The organism is Parvimonas sp. D9 (assembly GCF_035282565.1).
GTDB lineage: Bacteria > Bacillota > Clostridia > Tissierellales > Peptoniphilaceae > Parvimonas > Parvimonas micra.
Genome location: NZ_JAYKBM010000001.1, coordinates 460137 through 479583, shown reverse-complemented (window position 1 = coordinate 479583; position 19447 = coordinate 460137). Strand labels below are relative to the sequence as shown.

11 protein-coding genes and 1 CRISPR repeat array are annotated in these 19447 nt (G+C 30.0%); all 11 genes read left to right on the top strand.

Going from position 1 to position 19447, the window contains the following annotated elements; all coding sequences use genetic code 11:
• The first annotated feature begins 182 nt into the window (after window positions 1-182).
• A complete protein-coding gene (locus VJI94_RS02255) occupies window positions 183-335 on the top strand; it encodes a hypothetical protein (protein WP_004633833.1) in 153 nt (50 codons plus the stop codon).
• A 19-nt stretch (window positions 336-354) separates the two neighbouring features.
• The gene (locus VJI94_RS02250; protein ID WP_021003055.1) at window positions 355-1350 is read left to right on the top strand and encodes a hypothetical protein; all 996 of its coding nucleotides are present in this window, start codon (window positions 355-357) and stop codon (window positions 1348-1350) included.
• A gap of 1 nt (window position 1351) precedes the next feature.
• On the top strand, window positions 1352-2212 hold the full coding sequence (locus VJI94_RS02245) for a hypothetical protein (protein ID WP_265850073.1): 861 nt from the start codon (window positions 1352-1354) through the stop codon (window positions 2210-2212).
• Window positions 2187-2882, top strand: coding sequence for a hypothetical protein (locus tag VJI94_RS02240; protein WP_004633825.1), 696 nt, complete (start codon window positions 2187-2189; stop codon window positions 2880-2882). The genes VJI94_RS02245 and VJI94_RS02240 overlap by 26 nt, the downstream gene beginning before the upstream one ends.
• 267 nt (window positions 2883-3149) lie before the next feature.
• Window positions 3150-3560: a sigma-70 family RNA polymerase sigma factor gene (locus tag VJI94_RS02235; RefSeq protein WP_324008153.1), complete on the top strand. Its 411-nt coding sequence runs from the start codon at window positions 3150-3152 to the stop codon at window positions 3558-3560.
• 464 nt (window positions 3561-4024) lie between these two features.
• Window positions 4025-4255 (top strand): DUF6870 family protein, encoded by a 231-nt coding sequence (locus VJI94_RS02230; protein ID WP_324008151.1) that lies wholly within the window; start codon window positions 4025-4027, stop codon window positions 4253-4255.
• Window positions 4256-4397: 142 nt separating this feature from the next.
• Window positions 4398-6068, top strand: coding sequence for a recombinase family protein (locus tag VJI94_RS02225; RefSeq protein WP_324008149.1), 1671 nt, complete (start codon window positions 4398-4400; stop codon window positions 6066-6068).
• On the top strand, window positions 6069-7751 hold the full coding sequence (locus VJI94_RS02220) for a recombinase family protein (RefSeq protein WP_324008148.1): 1683 nt from the start codon (window positions 6069-6071) through the stop codon (window positions 7749-7751).
• Window position 7752: 1 nt separating this feature from the next.
• The gene (locus VJI94_RS02215) at window positions 7753-9297 is read left to right on the top strand and encodes a recombinase family protein (protein WP_062173584.1); all 1545 of its coding nucleotides are present in this window, start codon (window positions 7753-7755) and stop codon (window positions 9295-9297) included.
• Window positions 9290-10327, top strand: coding sequence for an ORF6N domain-containing protein (locus VJI94_RS02210; protein WP_172605005.1), 1038 nt, complete (start codon window positions 9290-9292; stop codon window positions 10325-10327). The genes VJI94_RS02215 and VJI94_RS02210 overlap by 8 nt, the downstream gene beginning before the upstream one ends.
• Window positions 10328-10433: 106 nt before the next feature.
• A CRISPR array of direct repeats spans window positions 10434-13546; the repeat unit is 30 nt; unit sequence GTTTAAATAGAAACATACTGTAATGTAAAT.
• Window positions 13547-14058: 512 nt separating this feature from the next.
• A complete protein-coding gene (locus tag VJI94_RS02205; protein WP_324008146.1) occupies window positions 14059-19095 on the top strand; it encodes a Cna B-type domain-containing protein in 5037 nt (1678 codons plus the stop codon).
• The last annotated feature ends 352 nt before the right edge of the window (window positions 19096-19447 follow it).

The window sequence follows — 19447 nt, the reverse complement described above, 5'->3', positions numbered from 1 at the left end:
GCACCAAGCATAGAAAATGGTTGTAATAAGAATTGTAAGTATCTTTATAAATGTAGAGGATGTTATATAAGAGCTTTGAATGTAAACAAGGAAAATAAAATATTATGTAGTTGGATTAGAAATAATGATTGCATAGAATTATTGTCGTTGATGTAAATGAAAATATAGAGGAGAACTACGATATGGATAAGAAAATAATGAGGGCGGGAATTTCTATAATTTGGTTAGTTGCAGGAGTGTTTAGTTACATTCGTGGAAATTATGTATTTTTAGCATTATCAGCAGTTATGTTTTGTTTGTTTCTTTATAAACTTATAAAAGGGGAAAATAAGTGAATATGGGAAGGTAGCTTGTATGATTTGGAAAGATAGAGATATAAATTTAAAAATTTTATACTATAATATTTCTAATAAATGTAGATATGATGTCTTATCAGATAACATAAAAGAAATAAAAGATAAAATAGAAAAATTAGCATTTATGAATGGAGTTTATATTTCATTAAATAATACAGTAATATGCACTAATAATTATTTAGTTATTGGAATATTGTATGTTAATGATTATTGTAATATTGATAAAATTTTAGATGAAATTAGTGTGTTAATAGAAACCACGAAAAAAGAAAATTGTTTGTCTAAGTATATTTATGAAACAAAAACAGTAAAGGAATTTAATAAGTTTATTAATAATTTGAACAATATAGATGCTAGTTTTTGTGCAAATCTTCAAAATAGTACAAAACAAAATTTCGTGAATAAATGGTGTGAATATCCTAGTGTTAATTTAAGAAATAAAATCAGAATAAATCTAAATAGAATAGACCCAAATAGTAAAAAACTTTTTGATAGTGATAAAAAATATTTTATGGGATTGTGTCTATATTGTAAAGAAGGAATTAAATTAAAGTCAATTTTTATATTAAATATCTTAAAAGAGAGTATAGGCGACAATGATACGGATAGTGTCTTTTTTGGTATGAGAAAAAGAGGCGATATCTATTCTGGATATTCAAAAGTATTTTTTGACACAAATACATTGTTGAGCGGTTGTTTTGCTGGATATTCTTATAAATTATGTAAGGAGATTAGAGAAGAAATATTAAATAGAGTTAATTTATTATGCTTTGATACCTTAGAATTGGATAAATTTAAAAAAAAGTATATTAATTACTTCAAAATCTTAAATTTAGAATATCATAAGGGATATTTAATAGAACCTTACTTCAGATATTTTCATGAGATAAAAGAATTTGAAGATATTATAGGAGTGGTAGAATCCATAGAAGTTGAGGATATTAATTCTTTTGTAAATGAAGTTGAATATATGGATGTTGTTTTGGAGATATAGCATGAGTAAAAATATATATAAATTGTTTTATGATAGTCAGATAGATATAGTTAAAATTATATTACCAATAGGATTTGATTCTCAAAATATAGGAAGGGGATATGCTCACTTAATTGAGCATTTAATAATTAGGAACAATTATGACATTTTGGGAAAAATAGAATTTAGCGGAGGATGGTTTAATGGAACCACTCGTGAAAATAATACTGAAATAGTTATATATTCGGTTTCAAATGATTATGGATCTACCACCATAGATGAACTAGTAAAAAGCATTGAACTGTATAAATTCAATTTGACAAAGAAAGATTTTGAAGATGAAATAGAAGTCATAAAGAAAGAATATAAAACTCTAATGATGAATAATAGCCAACACGATATAAATCAGAGAATAGGTGATTTGTCACAAATTTGCAAGTTTGATATTGATGAAGCAAACTCTATACTGGAAAAAGTACATGAAAAAATTAAGATAATTATGTTTTCTAAAAGGTATATTAAAAGCAATAGTTCATTTAGGTGTTTTGACATTCAAGTGCTTGATGCAAATAAAGATTATATTATTAAGGGAAATAATAAATATTCTTATGCTAAACTAAAGCTGATTTCTTCTGTTTTATTTGATGAAGGGTATGTAGATGGAATTAAAATTTTGAATGATGGACTTTATGTAGAAAAAAATACATATAAGAATATAACTGCTAATTTAAAAAATATAGCTAATAGATTGAAGATTTTGGTAAGTTTATCTTTTTCAAAGTATAATTTATATTTTGATATAGATGATGAAGAAAAAAATTTTGATTTTGATTTTTACGAATTGTGGAGGGAAATAAGTGCAAAAGAAAAAAGTTTACGCTAAATTTATTACTGCATTTATATTTTGGATTTTGATATTTTTTTTTACAAGGACATCTGTATTTAAAAGATTATCAAGTATCTATCTTTCTGATTTAGAAATGATAGATATGTCGTTTTTTATATTTATTTGTTTTTTATTATCAGCAAAATATATAATAAAAATTGCAAATCTAAATAACGAAATATATGTAAATCCAGCAAAAATATATGATTTTATGAATTCACTATTTATTTTGATGCTTGTTCAAAATATTATGTATATTGATATTACATTATTATCTAGTAGAGTTAATGTCATGCATAAATATTCACTGATAATTTTTATAGCCAACATATTTTTATTTGTTTTATATTTTTGTAAGAATAAAATTAAAAAGTTCAAGAAAATATATATTGTAAATATTTTTGCATTTAGTTTGTTTGTTGCTCTTTCAAGTGATATAGAGCTTCTGTTTGTCGATGTTGTACTATTGCTGTATTATATATCATCTAAAATTAAAGTTAATGTAAAATTAACAACTATTATAGATAAGGTTTTTATAATTCTGTCTTTGATTGCTATATTTTATTTTATTAATCTCTATAAGAACGGAGTAGTTATATTGAATTGTGTTTCATACTTAGCTTATTATATGTATATGTATTATGAAAAAAGAAATGCTAAAGTATAGATATTTGAGATTCAAATGGTGTAATATAATTATAAAATATTGACATGGATGGAATTTTATATGAATGAAAAACAATATGGTAATTTTAATTTAGAAGCACATAAATTATCTATTATTAATTTGTGTGTTGGGATTTTGTTATTTAGAAGCACATAAATTAAATAAAAAGGAAAAGTCTCTTAGTGGAGGACTTCTTGTGCCAAGATGCAGGAGTCCTCCTTTTTTTGCCTGAAAACAATCAGACAGAAAAAGAATGGAGGACTTGAAATGAAAAAAGAATATTACATTTATGTCAATGGGAAAAAGGTGAAAGTAAGCGAGCAGATATATAAAGTCTACTGGAGTGAGAAAGAGCATGAAAAATATTTGGAGCAGGTGGACAGGAAAAACCACTTGCTCCTTTTTTCTTCACTGGATCATGATGGACACTTTGAGGAAAATATTGTTGATGAAGGCATTGATGTGGAAAAAATTGTGGAAACACAGATGATGATTGAAGCGGTCAGGAACGCCATATCAAGGCTTAATGCAGAAGAAAAGGACATCATAGAGCGTTTGTATTTTCATGATGAACCAGTCCGTTCGGTAGCAAAGTTAAAGAGTATCACACACCCGGCTTTGATTAAGAAAAGAAACAAAATCTTAGAGAAGCTGAAAAAATTTATCGAAGAAATTTAGAAATTCGGTAACCAAAGGGGTCAAATTTTCCTTATATAAAGTGAAGGGGAGTTTGACCTCTTTTACTTTCTTTTATGAGAGATAGGTTGCTATGGCAAATTGGAAAATAGAAAGAAAAATCCCTTTCAAATATTTTGTTCTTTGACAACTGAATAGACCAAGGTAGGACTTTATCTGCTTGTGGAGGATTATGACTTACGCCAAGACCTTTCTGCTAAAAAATATTTTGGTTCAATGAATACTGAGAAAATCAAGGAAACAAGGAAGCGAGCGACAAATAAGATTACATAAAAAACAGATGTGGCAGTCTGTTCGTTGATACAGGCAGTGATAATGATACTTCAACAGTTTATGCCGGCTCGTCTTGAATAAGGGGCGGAGGTGAGATTCCTATGTTGTCAGCCAAGACACCTACCAATGTCAAAAAACTTAAAAAAGAAAACAACAGGGAAAGGAGTTTTCTAATGAATGCAGAAGAATTAGCAATATATAAAAACATGTCAGCAGAAGAGATAGACAGGAAAATTATCCCTGATATTGAAGATATAAAAGATAAGAAAAATGCAGAGCCGCTTTCCATGTACTTTATGAAAGTCGGAAATGTCATTGTTAAATGTAGCTATGCAGAGAATGGAAGAAGTTTGGAGGATTGTTTTCTGTCATATCTAAAAAAGAAAGCAATGCTGCTTGATTAAAAATATGATAAAAGGGGCAGACTTTTTTACAAATCTATGGTATAATACGAATCAAATAGGGATACAACTTCATAAGAGCTGAAAGACTCCAAGTTATCATATTTCTCCTTAAAAAAGAATATGAAAGTTTGGAGGTTTTGTTATGTCTAAAAACAATTTAGATACAGATGTTCTCAAAGTTGCCATGTATCTTAGATTATCACAAGATGATGAAAAATATGATAAAGGCTTTAAGGTGGAAAGCAACAGCATTTCCAACCAAAGACTTCAGATTAATGACTTCATTGATAAAAATGAGGATATGGAGCTGATAGAAGAATATGTCGATGACGGATATTCAGGGATAAACTTTGAAAGACCGGCATTTAAGAAAATGATGGAAGATGTCATCACAGGGAGAATTAACTGCATTGTTGTAAAAGACTTATCCAGATTTGGCAGAGATTATATTGATAGCGGAAGATACCTGCAAAGAGTGTTTCCCTCTCTTGATATAAGATTTATTGCCCTAAATGATAATTATGACAGCTATACAGCCAGTGAAACGGAAAAGAACTTGGTCATTCCGTTTAAAAGCTTCATCAATGACAATTATTGTAGGGATACTTCCGCAAAGGTCAGAAGTGTCTGCAAGGTAAAGAGAAAACAGGGACAGTTTATATCAAACTATGCTCCTTACGGCTATGAAAAAGATAAGGAAGATAAGCACAAAATAGTAATTGATAAAGAAGCGGAATATGTGGTGCGGAAAATCTTCTCAATGAAGCTTGAAGGGTACAGCTCCTACTCTATTGCCAAACACTTAAACGATAATGGAATCCCATCACCGATGGAGCATAAAAAGGCAAAGGGAATAAGGTATAAGACAGGCTTTAGCACAAAGGCGGTTGCCAAATGGGATACGCCGGCAGTTAATCGTATTTTAACCAACGAGGTCTATATCGGAACACTGCAACAGGGAAAACGGGAAAAAATCAATTATAAGCTGGATAAAGTGGTTTCCAAGGATAGAAGTGATTGGATTGAAATAGAGGATAATCATGAAGCCATTATTGATATTTATGACTTTGAAATTGTCCAAAAACTTTTGAAATGTGATATAAAGGCAAAAAATGTCGGAGAGAAAGCAGATTTGTTTTCAGGGCTTTTATTTTGCAAGGACTGTAATGCTCAGATGACAAAGAAAGTCGATAAGAGAGGGAAAACTCCCACTATTTACTATATCTGCTCCCAGTACAACAAAGGAAAAGAGTGCAGCAGGCATTCAATCAAACAGGAGGATTTAAAAGTAAGCGTACTTGAGATGATTCGCCATTACATCAACTCTCTTGGAAAGTATGAAAGCATTTCGGAAAAAGTAAGGGACATGGAAGTATCCTATGAGCTTTTTAAGAAAATAGATAAAAGACAGGAATATACCAAGAAAAGCAAGGCAAAGTTTGAACTTTTAAAATCGGCTCTGTATCAGGACTTAAAAGAAGGAATCATTTCTGAAGAAGAATTTTACGGTATGAGAGAGTTTTATACAAATCGTATCGTAGAAAGTGAACTGATTTTAGAAAAGCAGAATAAAGAAATCTCAAGGCTCTATCAAAAGAGTTTGGGAAACAAAAACTTCCTGTCAGATATTAAAAAGTACAGGAATATAAGCACCTTAGAAAGAGGGCTTCTTGTAAGACTTGTCGATAAAATCTATGTTTTGGAAGAAAAAAGGATAGAAATCCATTTTAACTATGATGAAACCACAGATATACTGGATAAGTTAAGCGACTACACAAAGCAATCCTCCGAGCTGATGAAGGAGGTGGTGTAGATGGCAAGGACAGCGAACAGGCGGGTAAAAGCGGAAGAAGCTCTGTTAAGCAAAGAAAGCGGAAACAGTTTTCAAACAGCGATTTACACAAGAATATCAAGAGATAAAAAAGAAAAGCAGAGTGATTCCATTGAAAATCAAATTGCTCTTTGTGAAAGTTATATAAAGAAAAATGATGGTCATAATTTGGTTGGAATATATAAAGACATCGCAAAGACAGGGACAGAATTTGAAAGACCTGACTTTGAAAAACTTATGGGGGAAGTAAGGACGGGAAAAGTCAACTGCATTATTGTAAAAGACCTATCCCGCTTCGGAAGAAATTATACGGAGCTTGGAAACTTCATTGAAAAGATATTTCCGTTTCTTGGAGTAAGATTTATTGCGGTTAATGACAATCTGGATACCTTTCACATGGAAGATCCCAATAAATCTCTTGAGGTAATCTTGAAGAATATTGTAAATGAAACTTATGCAAAAGACATTTCAAAGAAAGTATCAAGCTCTCATCAGATGAGGATCAAACAAGGCGGATTCATCTGTGGTGCGGCTCCTTATGGCTATACAGCAAGAAAAGATGAAGATGGAGTAAGACGGTTATATGTTGATGAAAATACAGCTTCCATCGTAAAAGAAATTTTTGATGCGTATTTGAAGGGATTTAGTACACTTGATATTTCAAAGTTACTGTTTGAAAAGAAAGTATATATAGCAACTGATTATAGGAAGTTTGGAAAAGCTAAAGCTGATGAAAATGAGCTTATAAGAGCGTGGATGCCGACAACAATATTACAAGTGCTTAAAAATCGTGTATATACAGGAACACTCATTCAAGGCAGAAATCAAAAGCATTTATTTGAAGGTAAAAAGAGAGAAAGGCTTGACGAAGAACATTGGACAATAACAGAAGATGCCCATGAAGCAATTATCTCGCTTGATACATTTGAAAAGGTACAGGAGAAAATTTCCTCAAAATCTAATTCCATTAAAAATAGCAGAAAAGAAAATAAGAATGCTAAGGATGATACAGTATTTAGAGGAAAACTTTATTGTGGGATTTGTAAGAGAAAAATGAGCGTACACAGGCAAAAAAGCGGTAATAAAACTGTATTTTATTTTAGCTGTAATCGGTTCAGAGAATTTACAACAGAAAAATGCGGAACATCTATTACAGAGGCTACTCTTGAAAAAACTGTTAAAGCAGTCTTTGATGCTATTCTTTTAAATAACAGTAAAAGTTATAAGGCTTATCTGAATGCTTATGACAATCTTAAAATAGAGTTGGATAAGAAAAAGGAAAAAGAAATAACTGAAATTGAAAGAAAAATTTTAGGCTTTAGCAGACTTCAAAGTGAGTATTATGAAAAATATGTTTTGGGCAAGTGGAGGAAAGAAGATTTTGAAAGGGAAAAAGGACTTCTGGGTAAAAAGAAAGCAGAACTTAAAAGCCTAAAAGAAAGACAAGTTGCTATCTTTGAAAAAGAGGTATTTGAACTTGAAGAAAGACATAAGTACCTTACAGCACTTTTTAAAGGCAAAACAAAGAAATGGGATAAAGACTTTGTAGATAGCATCATTGATAAAATCTTTATAGGGAAAGATAACACAATAGAAATCAAATTTAATTTTGAAGAAACTCCTGTGATTACTGAAAAACTTGGTAGAAAGACAAGGAGGAGCTGATATGAATACAGTAGATTTTTATTTAAGACTTTCCTTAGAAGATGACGACTTAAAAGACGAAAGTAACAGCATTACTTCCCAAAGAGAAATCTTAAAAGACTATATCAGTTCAAAAGAAGAATTTACCGGAGTGAAGATAAGAGAACATATTGATGATGGCTATACCGGAACAAATTTTAATCGTCCTGCATTTCAAAAGATGATAGGTCTTGTGAAGAAAAATGAGATAAGAACTATTCTTGTAAAGGATTTATCACGATTTGCAAGAGATTATATTGAATCCGGAGCATATATTGAGCAGATATTCCCTTTTATGCAGGTTCGTTTCATCTCTGTGAATGATAATTATGACAGTAATAACAATGAGAATGGAATCAGCAGTTTAGAAATTCCTTTTAAGAATCTTGTCTACGACTACTATTCCAAGGACATTTCACAAAAAATCAGTTCATCAGTAAGAGTAAGACAGGATAGAGGGTATTATTTCGGTTCAAAAGCACCGTATGGATATGTAAAAGATGAAAAAGACCATCATCAGCTACTTGTCGATGAAAGAGTGAGAAACATCATTGAAGAAGTCTTTGAAAGATACCTTAGTGGTGAAAGTATGCTTTCAATCTCCAAGGATTTTAATCATAGAGGTGTTTTAACGCCAGCAAAACATATAGGGCTTAAAAGAGGAAGTGGAGTATGGACAGGACAGATTATCAGATATGTTTTAACACAAAGAGTTTATACAGGAGCTGTTGTTGGTGGAAAGACAAGGGTACAGGAAGTTGGTTCTGATAATAGAAAATGGGTTGATAGCAAAGACTGGATAATTAGAGAAGATATGCACGAAGCTATTATCTCTAAAGAAGATTTTGGTAAAGTTCAGGATATGCTAAACAGCAATGCAAAACTAATCAGTAGAGAGCGTAAGAATTTTCATATACTTCAGGATAAGGTCTATTGTGGTAAGTGCCATCATAAAATGACCTATACAGTTAATTATGGAAAAACAGATGGGTATTGTTGTCCATATAGATATACGGCAGTGGATTGTGGTTGCTTGAAAGGGAAGATAAAAGCAGAAACATTGGAAGATATTGTTTCAAAAGAGATTAAACTTTATACAGAGAGCTTTCTTGAAAAAGAACAGACAAGAAAGATTGAGTATAAAGTTATGGAAAGCATTTGTGAAAGCCTGCTTGACAGGAAGAAAAGACTGGAAGCGGAAAAGCAAAAGATTCAGGTTTCCAAAATGCAGCTTTATGAAAGGCATAAACAGGACGAAATAGATAAGGAAGCATATTTATCAAAGAAAGAAGATTTAAGCAAAAAACTTAAAAATACAGAACAGGAAATAGCCATCATTACGGACAAGATAAAAGAAAATACATCTTCAGGACATAACCTTAATGTTGATAAGCTAAGAGAAGCGGTTGCAAAAGGAGAGCTTGTTTTAGACTGGATCAACGAAGTCATAGACAGGATTTATGTTTATGATAAAGACAAGGTGGAGATTATTTGGAAATTTGAGAAAGGGAATGGAAAAGATGGATAAAAAAGACGAAATTATGCTTGTAAATCAGGAATCCCTTGCAGAAAAAATTTATATTATCAGGGGACAGAAAGTAATGCTTGACTTTGAACTGGCAGAAATTTATGGGTATGAAACAAAAAGATTTAATGAACAGGTCAAAAATAACATTGAGAAATTTGACGATGATTTCAGGTTTCAACTTACAAAAGAGGAATGGGAAAATTTGAGGTCGAAAATTTCGACCTCAAAATCGGAAACAGGTTCAGGAGGCAGAAGATACTTACCTTATGTTTTTAGTGAAGCCGGAATCTATATGCTGATGACGGTTCTTAAAGGGGAGCTTGCTGTCAAGCAGAGTAAAGCCTTAATACGCACTTTCAAGCAGATGAAAGACTACATTGTAGAAAACCAAGGCTTGATTGGACAAAGAGAATTTTTACAGCTTTCCATGCAGATAACAAGCAATGTTGTGGAAATGCAGGGTTTAAGACGAGATTTAATGAATGTGGAAGATAAGGTGGCAGGGTTGGTGGACAATTTAGGTAATGTTGTGCATAAATCCGAACTGTCAGAGTTAATTCTTGACCTTAGCAATCCACAGCTAAAATATGGATTTTTGCTTTTAAACGGAGAGCCGATAGAAGCGAATCTTGCGTATAAGGATATTTACAGCATAGCAAAAAAGAGCATTTATATCGTTGATAACTATATCGGAGTTAAGACACTTGTACTGCTGAAAGATATACCATCATCGGTAGAAATCACTATATTTAGCGACAATGTTGGTAAAGGACTTCATACCCTTGAATACCAAGATTTTTGTAAAGAATATCCGTTTAGAAGGGTAAAGTTTCAAAAATCCGGCGGGGAGTTCCATGACAGATATATTATCATAGATTGGAATACAGATAAGCAGAGGATATACCACTGTGGAGCATCTTCCAAAGATGCAGGGCAAAGAATTACAACTATATCGGAAGTAGTTGACCAAGTAGTATATGCAGACCTGATAAACAAGCTCTTGAAAAATCCAATTTTAAAGTTAAAATAGAGTAAAAAAGTTGATTGGAAATTTGAAAAAAATATGTATCCAATACTTGACACAAGGGTGTAATGTAAATCATCATCATTTAATTGTAAATGGAAATATTTCAAGAGTTTAAATAGAAACATACTGTAATGTAAATCATAGCAAAACATAACAGCTATGTCGATTATTCACGTTTAAATAGAAACATACTGTAATGTAAATTTTTGCTTCTGCCTTAACTCTCTTGTCTTTTGTGGGTTTAAATAGAAACATACTGTAATGTAAATCCTTTACAGATAATATGTAAAATTTCAGGATCTAAAGTTTAAATAGAAACATACTGTAATGTAAATCTAAATTAACGATTATCATCCCGAATATAATTAGTTTAAATAGAAACATACTGTAATGTAAATAGCTAAAAAAGAAGATTTGGAAGAATTAAAAGAATGTTTAAATAGAAACATACTGTAATGTAAATGTGTTTTTTAGTGTAAAGTATATCGACCCACAAAGTTTAAATAGAAACATACTGTAATGTAAATGGAATAAAAGCTGAAACAGGAACGTCAACTTGGATGTTTAAATAGAAACATACTGTAATGTAAATAGAGTAAAAATAGCTGATATTGAGAATGATTTTGGAGTTTAAATAGAAACATACTGTAATGTAAATTTTATTATCAAGTGATGATGAGGTCTAACCTCTTCAGTTTAAATAGAAACATACTGTAATGTAAATGGATAAAAACTATGTAATTAATGAGTATCAAGCAATGTTTAAATAGAAACATACTGTAATGTAAATTAACAAATTAGGTACTTCACCATAAAAAGCTATTGAGTTTAAATAGAAACATACTGTAATGTAAATTCTTCCATTTCGTGAATATCTATAAAATATGTATCGTTTAAATAGAAACATACTGTAATGTAAATTATTTTTTGCCTAGCATAATAAAGTTTTCAGGACATGTTTAAATAGAAACATACTGTAATGTAAATAATGGAGCTTATACAGATTTATATATTTATGAAAAAGTTTAAATAGAAACATACTGTAATGTAAATCTTTTACTTTTGATGAAATGGGAAATCAAATTTTAGAGTTTAAATAGAAACATACTGTAATGTAAATTATATACGAACTTCTAAAGCAGCTTCATTAAGCTTCGTTTAAATAGAAACATACTGTAATGTAAATAAAACAATTTGACAGTAGCTTAATTTGTCCGACTTGGTTTAAATAGAAACATACTGTAATGTAAATACTATCTCTTTTATTAATATTTTGAAGAAACTTACGTTTAAATAGAAACATACTGTAATGTAAATAAGAATAATATTAAAAGCGTTTTGGAAAATGATAGGGTTTAAATAGAAACATACTGTAATGTAAATTTGTATAATGGTCTAATGAGTGTTGCAAAGTTTTAGTTTAAATAGAAACATACTGTAATGTAAATCTGTTTTTTCGTTGAATACTATCTGTGCTATCTTGGTTTAAATAGAAACATACTGTAATGTAAATCTTTTACTTTTGATGAAATGGGAAATCAAATTTTAGAGTTTAAATAGAAACATACTGTAATGTAAATATATCTAAATAAGGTATCTTTCCGCCTGTAAAAGCGTTTAAATAGAAACATACTGTAATGTAAATAGCGAAGCCTTAAGAATGGTTGTAGAGGGACTAGGTTTAAATAGAAACATACTGTAATGTAAATAGAGTTAAAGAAATAGTACAAGCAACAATTTCAAAGTTTAAATAGAAACATACTGTAATGTAAATAACAACAGAAAGCAAATTGAAAATGTTAAAAAATCGTTTAAATAGAAACATACTGTAATGTAAATGTTTAGAAAAAATTGTTGCAAGATGTGGAAAAGGGTTTAAATAGAAACATACTGTAATGTAAATAATGAAGCTAGAGAATATTTAGACCTAGACAGTATAGTTTAAATAGAAACATACTGTAATGTAAATATGGAATTTAGATATTTACAAGTTGATTTTGGATACGTTTAAATTGAAACATACTGTAATGTAAATGCACAAGTTACAGTAAATAAAGATGGAACTATAAGGTTTAAATAGAAACATACTGTAATGTAAATTATCTACTGTACCTATATTATATCATACTCTATAGAGTTTAAATAGAAACATACTGTAATGTAAATGTAATAGCTCCGTAATCTTGCATAGTTTTTAAAAAAGTTTAAATAGAAACATACTGTAATGTAAATTTTCTAAAAGAGTTTTTAGCTTCTTCTACTAACTCTGTTTAAATAGAAACATACTGTAATGTAAATTTAAAAAGTAATATCCGTTTTTATAACATAAGTAAGTTTAAATAGAAACATACTGTAATGTAAATGACATTGATATCCGGAATCTGTTGTTTGATATAGAGTTTAAATAGAAACATACTGTAATGTAAATTGCTGTGGCTTTGAGTTTAGAGCAGAACAGAAAGTGTTTAAATAGAAACATACTGTAATGTAAATATTCCTTCCGGAAGTAAAATTGATACGGGTATGAAGTTTAAATAGAAACATACTGTAATGTAAATAATCTTCTTGATACAGCTTCTACAGATACACCATTTTCGTTTAAATAGAAACATACTGTAATGTAAATTTAAGGTTATGGGCTGTTTTAGATACTTGATAATAGTTTAAATAGAAACATACTGTAATGTAAATCTTTTATATAAATCTAACATTTCTTTTGTTGCGTGGTTTAAATAGAAACATACTGTAATGTAAATAAAAAGTATTTTACCATATTCTTTATCATTTCTAATGTTTAAATAGAAACATACTGTAATGTAAATAAAACTAACTTATATAGTTCAAGTATAATCTTTAGGTTTAAATAGAAACATACTGTAATGTAAATTTCAAAAATTGTGATAGTACACAAATAAAAGATATGTTTAAATAGAAACATACTGTAATGTAAATATCCAATCAAGAATTTTTATGATAAGTTCTATTATCGCTATTAGGTTTAAATAGAAACATACTGTAATGTAAATGCAAGTGCCATTGAAGCTAAAGCTGTTCCTACTTTAGTTTAAATAGAAACATACTGTAATGTAAATAGTCTTAGTCCGGAGTAAAATGTGGTTAGAATTAAGTTTAAATAGAAATATACTGTAATGTAAATAAGGAACAAGGTATCAATCCCGAGTGGCAAGAACAGTTCAAATAGAAACATAATGTAATGTAAATATGCATAAAGGGAAAGTTGAATGTGGTCATAGGAAGTTTAAATAGAAATATAGCGGTTTAATTACGATATGGCAAACCAAAGCTTTAAATTTATTAAAGTTTTTTGATTCAGTAACTACAGTTTATAAACAAGAGCAAGAAAACTCCTTAACTTTTTTATGAAAAGTTGTACTTATTAAAAAATATCTTAAATATAGTGATGAAAATGAAATAGGAAATAAAATTTTTGATAAGTATAATAACTGTCTTATAAATTTACTGGCTTGAAAATTACTATTATAATTAGGAATTTATGAAATTTACATAAAATTTGGAACAAAAGGTAGACTTTTTGTTACAATATATGATATACTTAATTTAAATTAAAAATAGATACATTTCTAACTTAAAAATAAGATAATCTTAGTGTAACAAAAAGTCTGAAATATTATACAGGAAAAAATGTTACATATAAAGATTTGGTTATTTTACCATAATTTAATTTGAAATGTAGAGTAGGAAAGGAGCGTTATATGAAAGAAAATTCTAATAAGAGAATGTTGTCTTTATTGTTAGTATTTTTTATGTTATTAAATTTGTTTGTGCCTATTATTGGTGTACATGCAGAAAATACTTATACGAATAAAGATAAAAATGTAGAAAAAACTGTAACTAGCAGTAAAACTGAAACTGATTCAAATTCTATCAAAAAAGAATCAATCAAAGAAGCTGATGATTCAAATGCTGAAAAGAGCAAAAAAATTAAAGAGAGTGATAATTCAAACAGTGAGAATGGCAAATCAATCAGCGAGATTGATAAGTTAAATACAGAAAAAAGTAAATTAGGTAAAGAAGATAAGTTGAAACCTGAAGGTTTGAAGTCTTCAAGTCGTTTATCAGATCAAATTGAAAATCTTAAAGTGGAACTTAAGTATAAGTCACAAACACAATATTATACAATTGACCAGATAAGCACAAGTATTCATATTGATGCTTCAGGAATTACTGGAGAAATTGATGGAATGTATATGGATATTGAACTTCCGACTAAGGAATACAAAAATGAAGGATGGAGTAATTCAGCAGATAAATATGTTGATAATTTTTCATTACCCTCATTATCAGAAGTAAAATTCATAAAAAATGCTGAAAAAATTAATGGTTTGAATTCTACAATTTACAGAGTCCGTTTCAATAAAATTGATTCAACAACTGTTTTGGAGTTACCATATATTTTCAGTTTTACAGACGGATTAGTTCCTTCTGATTATAAATTACAACCGAAGGTTAAATTCTACAATAGTCAAGGAACTATGATTAAAGAATTAAAGGATCAGGAATATACACCTAAGTATCCCAATTATTGGTCAAAAAAATTAATTGCAGGCGATGCAGGCAATGGTCAAACGGTATATGGCGGATTATCAAATCCTAATGATAAAAATAGAGTAAGTGCTGATAAAACAGAACCTGTTCCGTTTACATTTAGCTTTGTTAAAGATCCGAATACACCAAGGTCAACAGAGAGAAAATTGGATACTATTGTGATTAAAGATGTTCTGCCGACATATGAAAATAGTAAGGGAGAAACCGTAAGGGCAAAATTCGATCCGTCAATTAATCCTGGCTGGACAGATAATCATGATGGTACTATAAGCTATACTTACAAAGTTACATCACAAGACAGTGAACACAACAAGTTAAATGAAAAAGTAATTTTATATTTATCTTTTCCGGATGCAAAATTTAAGGAAGGGAAGCAAAATATTTCTTTCAAAAATAAAGTTGAAATGACAGGAATACCGTATAATAAAGCAAATAATGAGAAGTATGAGTCTAAAAGTGAAATAGATTTCAACATTACAGCTGATGATTTTTCCGGTATGGGAATTTTGGCAAAAAGAGTCGGATGGGGACAAAGTTCGATTCCTTTTGATAAATATGGATTATGGTCTGAAAATGTCAAGTATGATGTAAAGATAGCAAATAAATTTTCTAAACCGATGAAAGAAATTGTATTGGTAGAAGATGCTAAAGATTTTGATCCCAGACTCTATGTTAGATCAATAGAAGGAGTTTTCGAGAGAGCTCCTGAAGTTAAGCCTTTAACTGAGCATGTAGAAATCAGAGCTTATAAAGAAGATGGCGGATATGACATATTTAAGCCTGGAGATGCTGTCAATTCAAAAACAGAAGCTGAACTTGCAGATACTGCAAATAGGGTAATCCATGGTGAAATTCCTATAGAAAATACAAAACCTGTAAAAGTTGTATATAATAAAATATCCATTGTTATTAAAAATTATGAGTTACCTCCAGGTGGAGTAATAGATTTTTCCGTATATATGGGATTTAAAGATCCTTTTAATTTAAAATATTCAGATAAAAAGGATATACTAAATACTATATCTCTTAATGCTAAGAGAGTTTTATGGGATAATACTGAAAGTGATATTCAAGTAAAAGACAGTGCAAGTACAGGATTTACCCCATTAAAGGAAGAAGCAGGACTTCATAAAGGGACGATTAATAATAATACGGGAATTGAAGGAGAAGAAGTAAAATTCTGGATAACTGCCGAATTGAATAAAATGTCTAAAGGAAGATATCTAAAAAATCCTACAATGATTGATTTACTTCCGGAAGGATTAAGTGCAACTTCAGATACAACTGTTTCCGGAGTTTATAATACTCAATCACTTATTCAAAAGTGGGAAATTATTAAAAATTATAATAATACCGGCAGAGATGCAATAAAAATTGAATTTAAGTCTGATCTTTTAGCAAATTTACAAGGTGGAAATGATAAAAAAACAGATTTTAATATTGTTATAGAAAAGGTAAAAATTAATAAAAATATTATTTCAAGTAAAGCTGAAACAGAAGACAATAATAATGATAATGAAGTGTATTTTTCTTATGGAGATAGCGGATTTCCAGAAGAGGTAGAATCAGCACAAAAGGTAAAGGATATTTTAGATATTAATCAAAATAAACGAACTGACGATTTTGTTTTAAAATCTAAATCAAAAGTATTAGGAACTGTTGTTGATAGTATTCAATCAAGGAAATATATAAGAAGTTTGGAACCTGATGAAGGACAGACAGGTCTAAATTACAATAGGACATTTGTAGATGAAATTACTACAAAGTTTTCTGATGATAGTGGAGTATCAGGACGATTTCAATATAAATTAAGTGTTAGGAATTATTTTAATTCAGACTTAAGGAAATTGGAAATTTATGATGTTTTGCCCAACGATAAAGATATTAGAGGTAGTAAATTTAGAAATATTTTACAGAGTCCTGTATTAATTAAGCTGAAAGGTGTGGACAAAACAAATGATTTCAACATTTATTATCGTACAGATACTTATCCATCAGATGATGTACAAAGTGAAATGTCAAGTGATAAGTGGACACTTACACCTTCAAATTATAATGATGTAACAGCTATAAAAATCGTAAGTAAAAATGGTACAGTTATTCCTCCTTATACAATTCTTGATATATTTTTAGAGATGAAAGCACCTTTATACAATGAAAATTTAAGTGGAAAAAGTTCTGTTAATAATTTTAAAGTAAAGTACAATGATGGTTCAGATTTCGGTACATCCAATAATGTAGAAAACAAGTTGGAAGAACGTACGAAAGTAGTCGTAAGTAAAGAGTGGGAAGATGATTATAAAGGTAGTATGGTATCAAGTTTAGATATTCCTTTTGCAGGAAAAAATTTATTAGATAGTTATGGAATACCTATTCCGGCTCCGGTAAAAAGTATTGAAGTAGAATTGTATGCAGATGGTGTATCCACAGGAATCAAAAAAGAATTAAATGATAGAAATGGCTGGAAAGCAGTTTTTGATAACTTACCAGTATCCAAAACTTTAGGTGGAAAGCCTATTGAGTACACAGTAAAAGAAGTAGGAGGAGAGACGGGAAGTATAAAAATTGATGGAAGTTGGTATAAAATTGTAATTGAAGGAAGCATGAAAGAGGGCTTTAAGATAACAAATAAAAAGCTACCACCGTTGACACCGTTAATTCCACCAACAAGAGATATCAAAGTTAAAAAGGAATGGAAAGACAGTAAAGGAAATGTTTTAGATGCTCCTGTAGAAAAGATAGAAGTTGAATTATACAAAGACGGAACAGCTACAGGAATCAAGAAGGAATTAAACAAAGACAATAACTGGACAGCAAACTTTGAAAAGTTGAAGGTATATGACTCCGTAGCAAACCCTAAAGAATATGAATATACCATAAAAGAAGTAGGGGGAGAAACAGGAAATATAAAACTTTCAGAAAACTGGTACAAGGTTACAGTTGAAGGAAGTATGAAAGAGGGCTTTAAGATAACAAATAAAAAGCTACCACCGTTGACACCGTTAATTCCACCAACAAGAGATATCAAAGTTAAAAAGGAATGGAAAGACAGTAAAGGAAATGTTTTAGATGCTCCTGTAGAAAAGATAGAAGTTGAATTATACAAAGACGGAACAGCTACAGGAATCAAGAAGGAATTAAACAAAGATAATAACTGGACAGCAAACTTTGAAAAGTTGAAGGTATATGACTCCGTAACAAACCCTAAAGAATATGAATATACAGTAAAAGAAGTAGGGGGAGAAACAGGAAATATAAAACTTTCAGAAAACTGGTACAAGGTTACAGTTGAAGGAAGCATGAAAGAGGGCTTTAAGATAACAAATAAAAAGCTACCGCCGTTGACACCGTTAATTCCACCAACAAGAGATATCAAAGTTAAAAAGGAATGGAAAGACGGTAAAGAAAATGTTTTAGATGCTCCTGTAGAAAAGATAGAAGTTGAATTATACAAAGACGGAACAGCTACAGGAATCAAGAAGGAATTGAACAAAGATAATAACTGGACAGCAAACTTTGAAAAGTTGAAGGTATATGACTCCGTAATAAACCCTAAAGAATATGAATATACAGTAAAAGAAGTAGGGGGAGAAACAGGAAGTATAAAAATTGATGGAAGTTGGTATAAAATTGTAATTGAAGGAAGCATGAAAGAGGGCTTTAAGATAACAAATAAAAAGCTACCACCGTTGACACCGTTAATTCCACCAACAAGAGATATCAAAGTTAAAAAGGAATGGAAAGACGGTAAGGGAAATGCTTTAGATGCTCCTGTAGAAAAGATAGAAGTTGAATTATACAAAGACGGAACAGCTACAGGAATCAAGAAGGAATTGAACAAAGATAATAACTGGACAGCAAACTTTGAAAAGTTGAAGGTATATGACTCCGTAATAAACTCTAAAGAATATGAATATACAGTAAAAGAAGTAGGGGGAGAAACAGGAAATATAAAGCTTTCAGAAAACTGGTACAAGGTTACAGTTGAAGGAAGTATGAAAGAGGGCTTTAAGATAACAAATGAGTATGAAGAATCTGAAAAACCTAAAGATCCGAAACCGTCAACCACTAAAAAGTTACCGAAGACAGGAATCATAGCGGATATATTAATGTATAATGTGATATTAGTTATATTCGGAACAGTATCAATTATTATCGGTTATCTTAGAAAAAAATATAATTAAAATTAAATTTATATTTAAGGTTGAGTATTGTAGTATTACTATGATAGAAAATTATATTTAATCAGTAACTAAGGTTGAGGAGTAAGAACTCCTCAACTTTTTTTATTTATTTTAGTGAGAATTTCTAGTAAAAACGAGAAATAAAAAAAACCACTAGCTATGCTGGTGGAAACAAAAGCTTAAGCTATAAGAAAATTCCTCCTTGTGATAAAATAAAAAAGGTTCCCCAACCAAAAATATAAAAAGCAAGGAGGAATTTTATAGAAAAAGGTACTGAGTTACCACAATCTACCATAATTAGCGATGTAAAACTTGAAGAAGATGAGTTCGTTATATTAATAAAAATTGATTT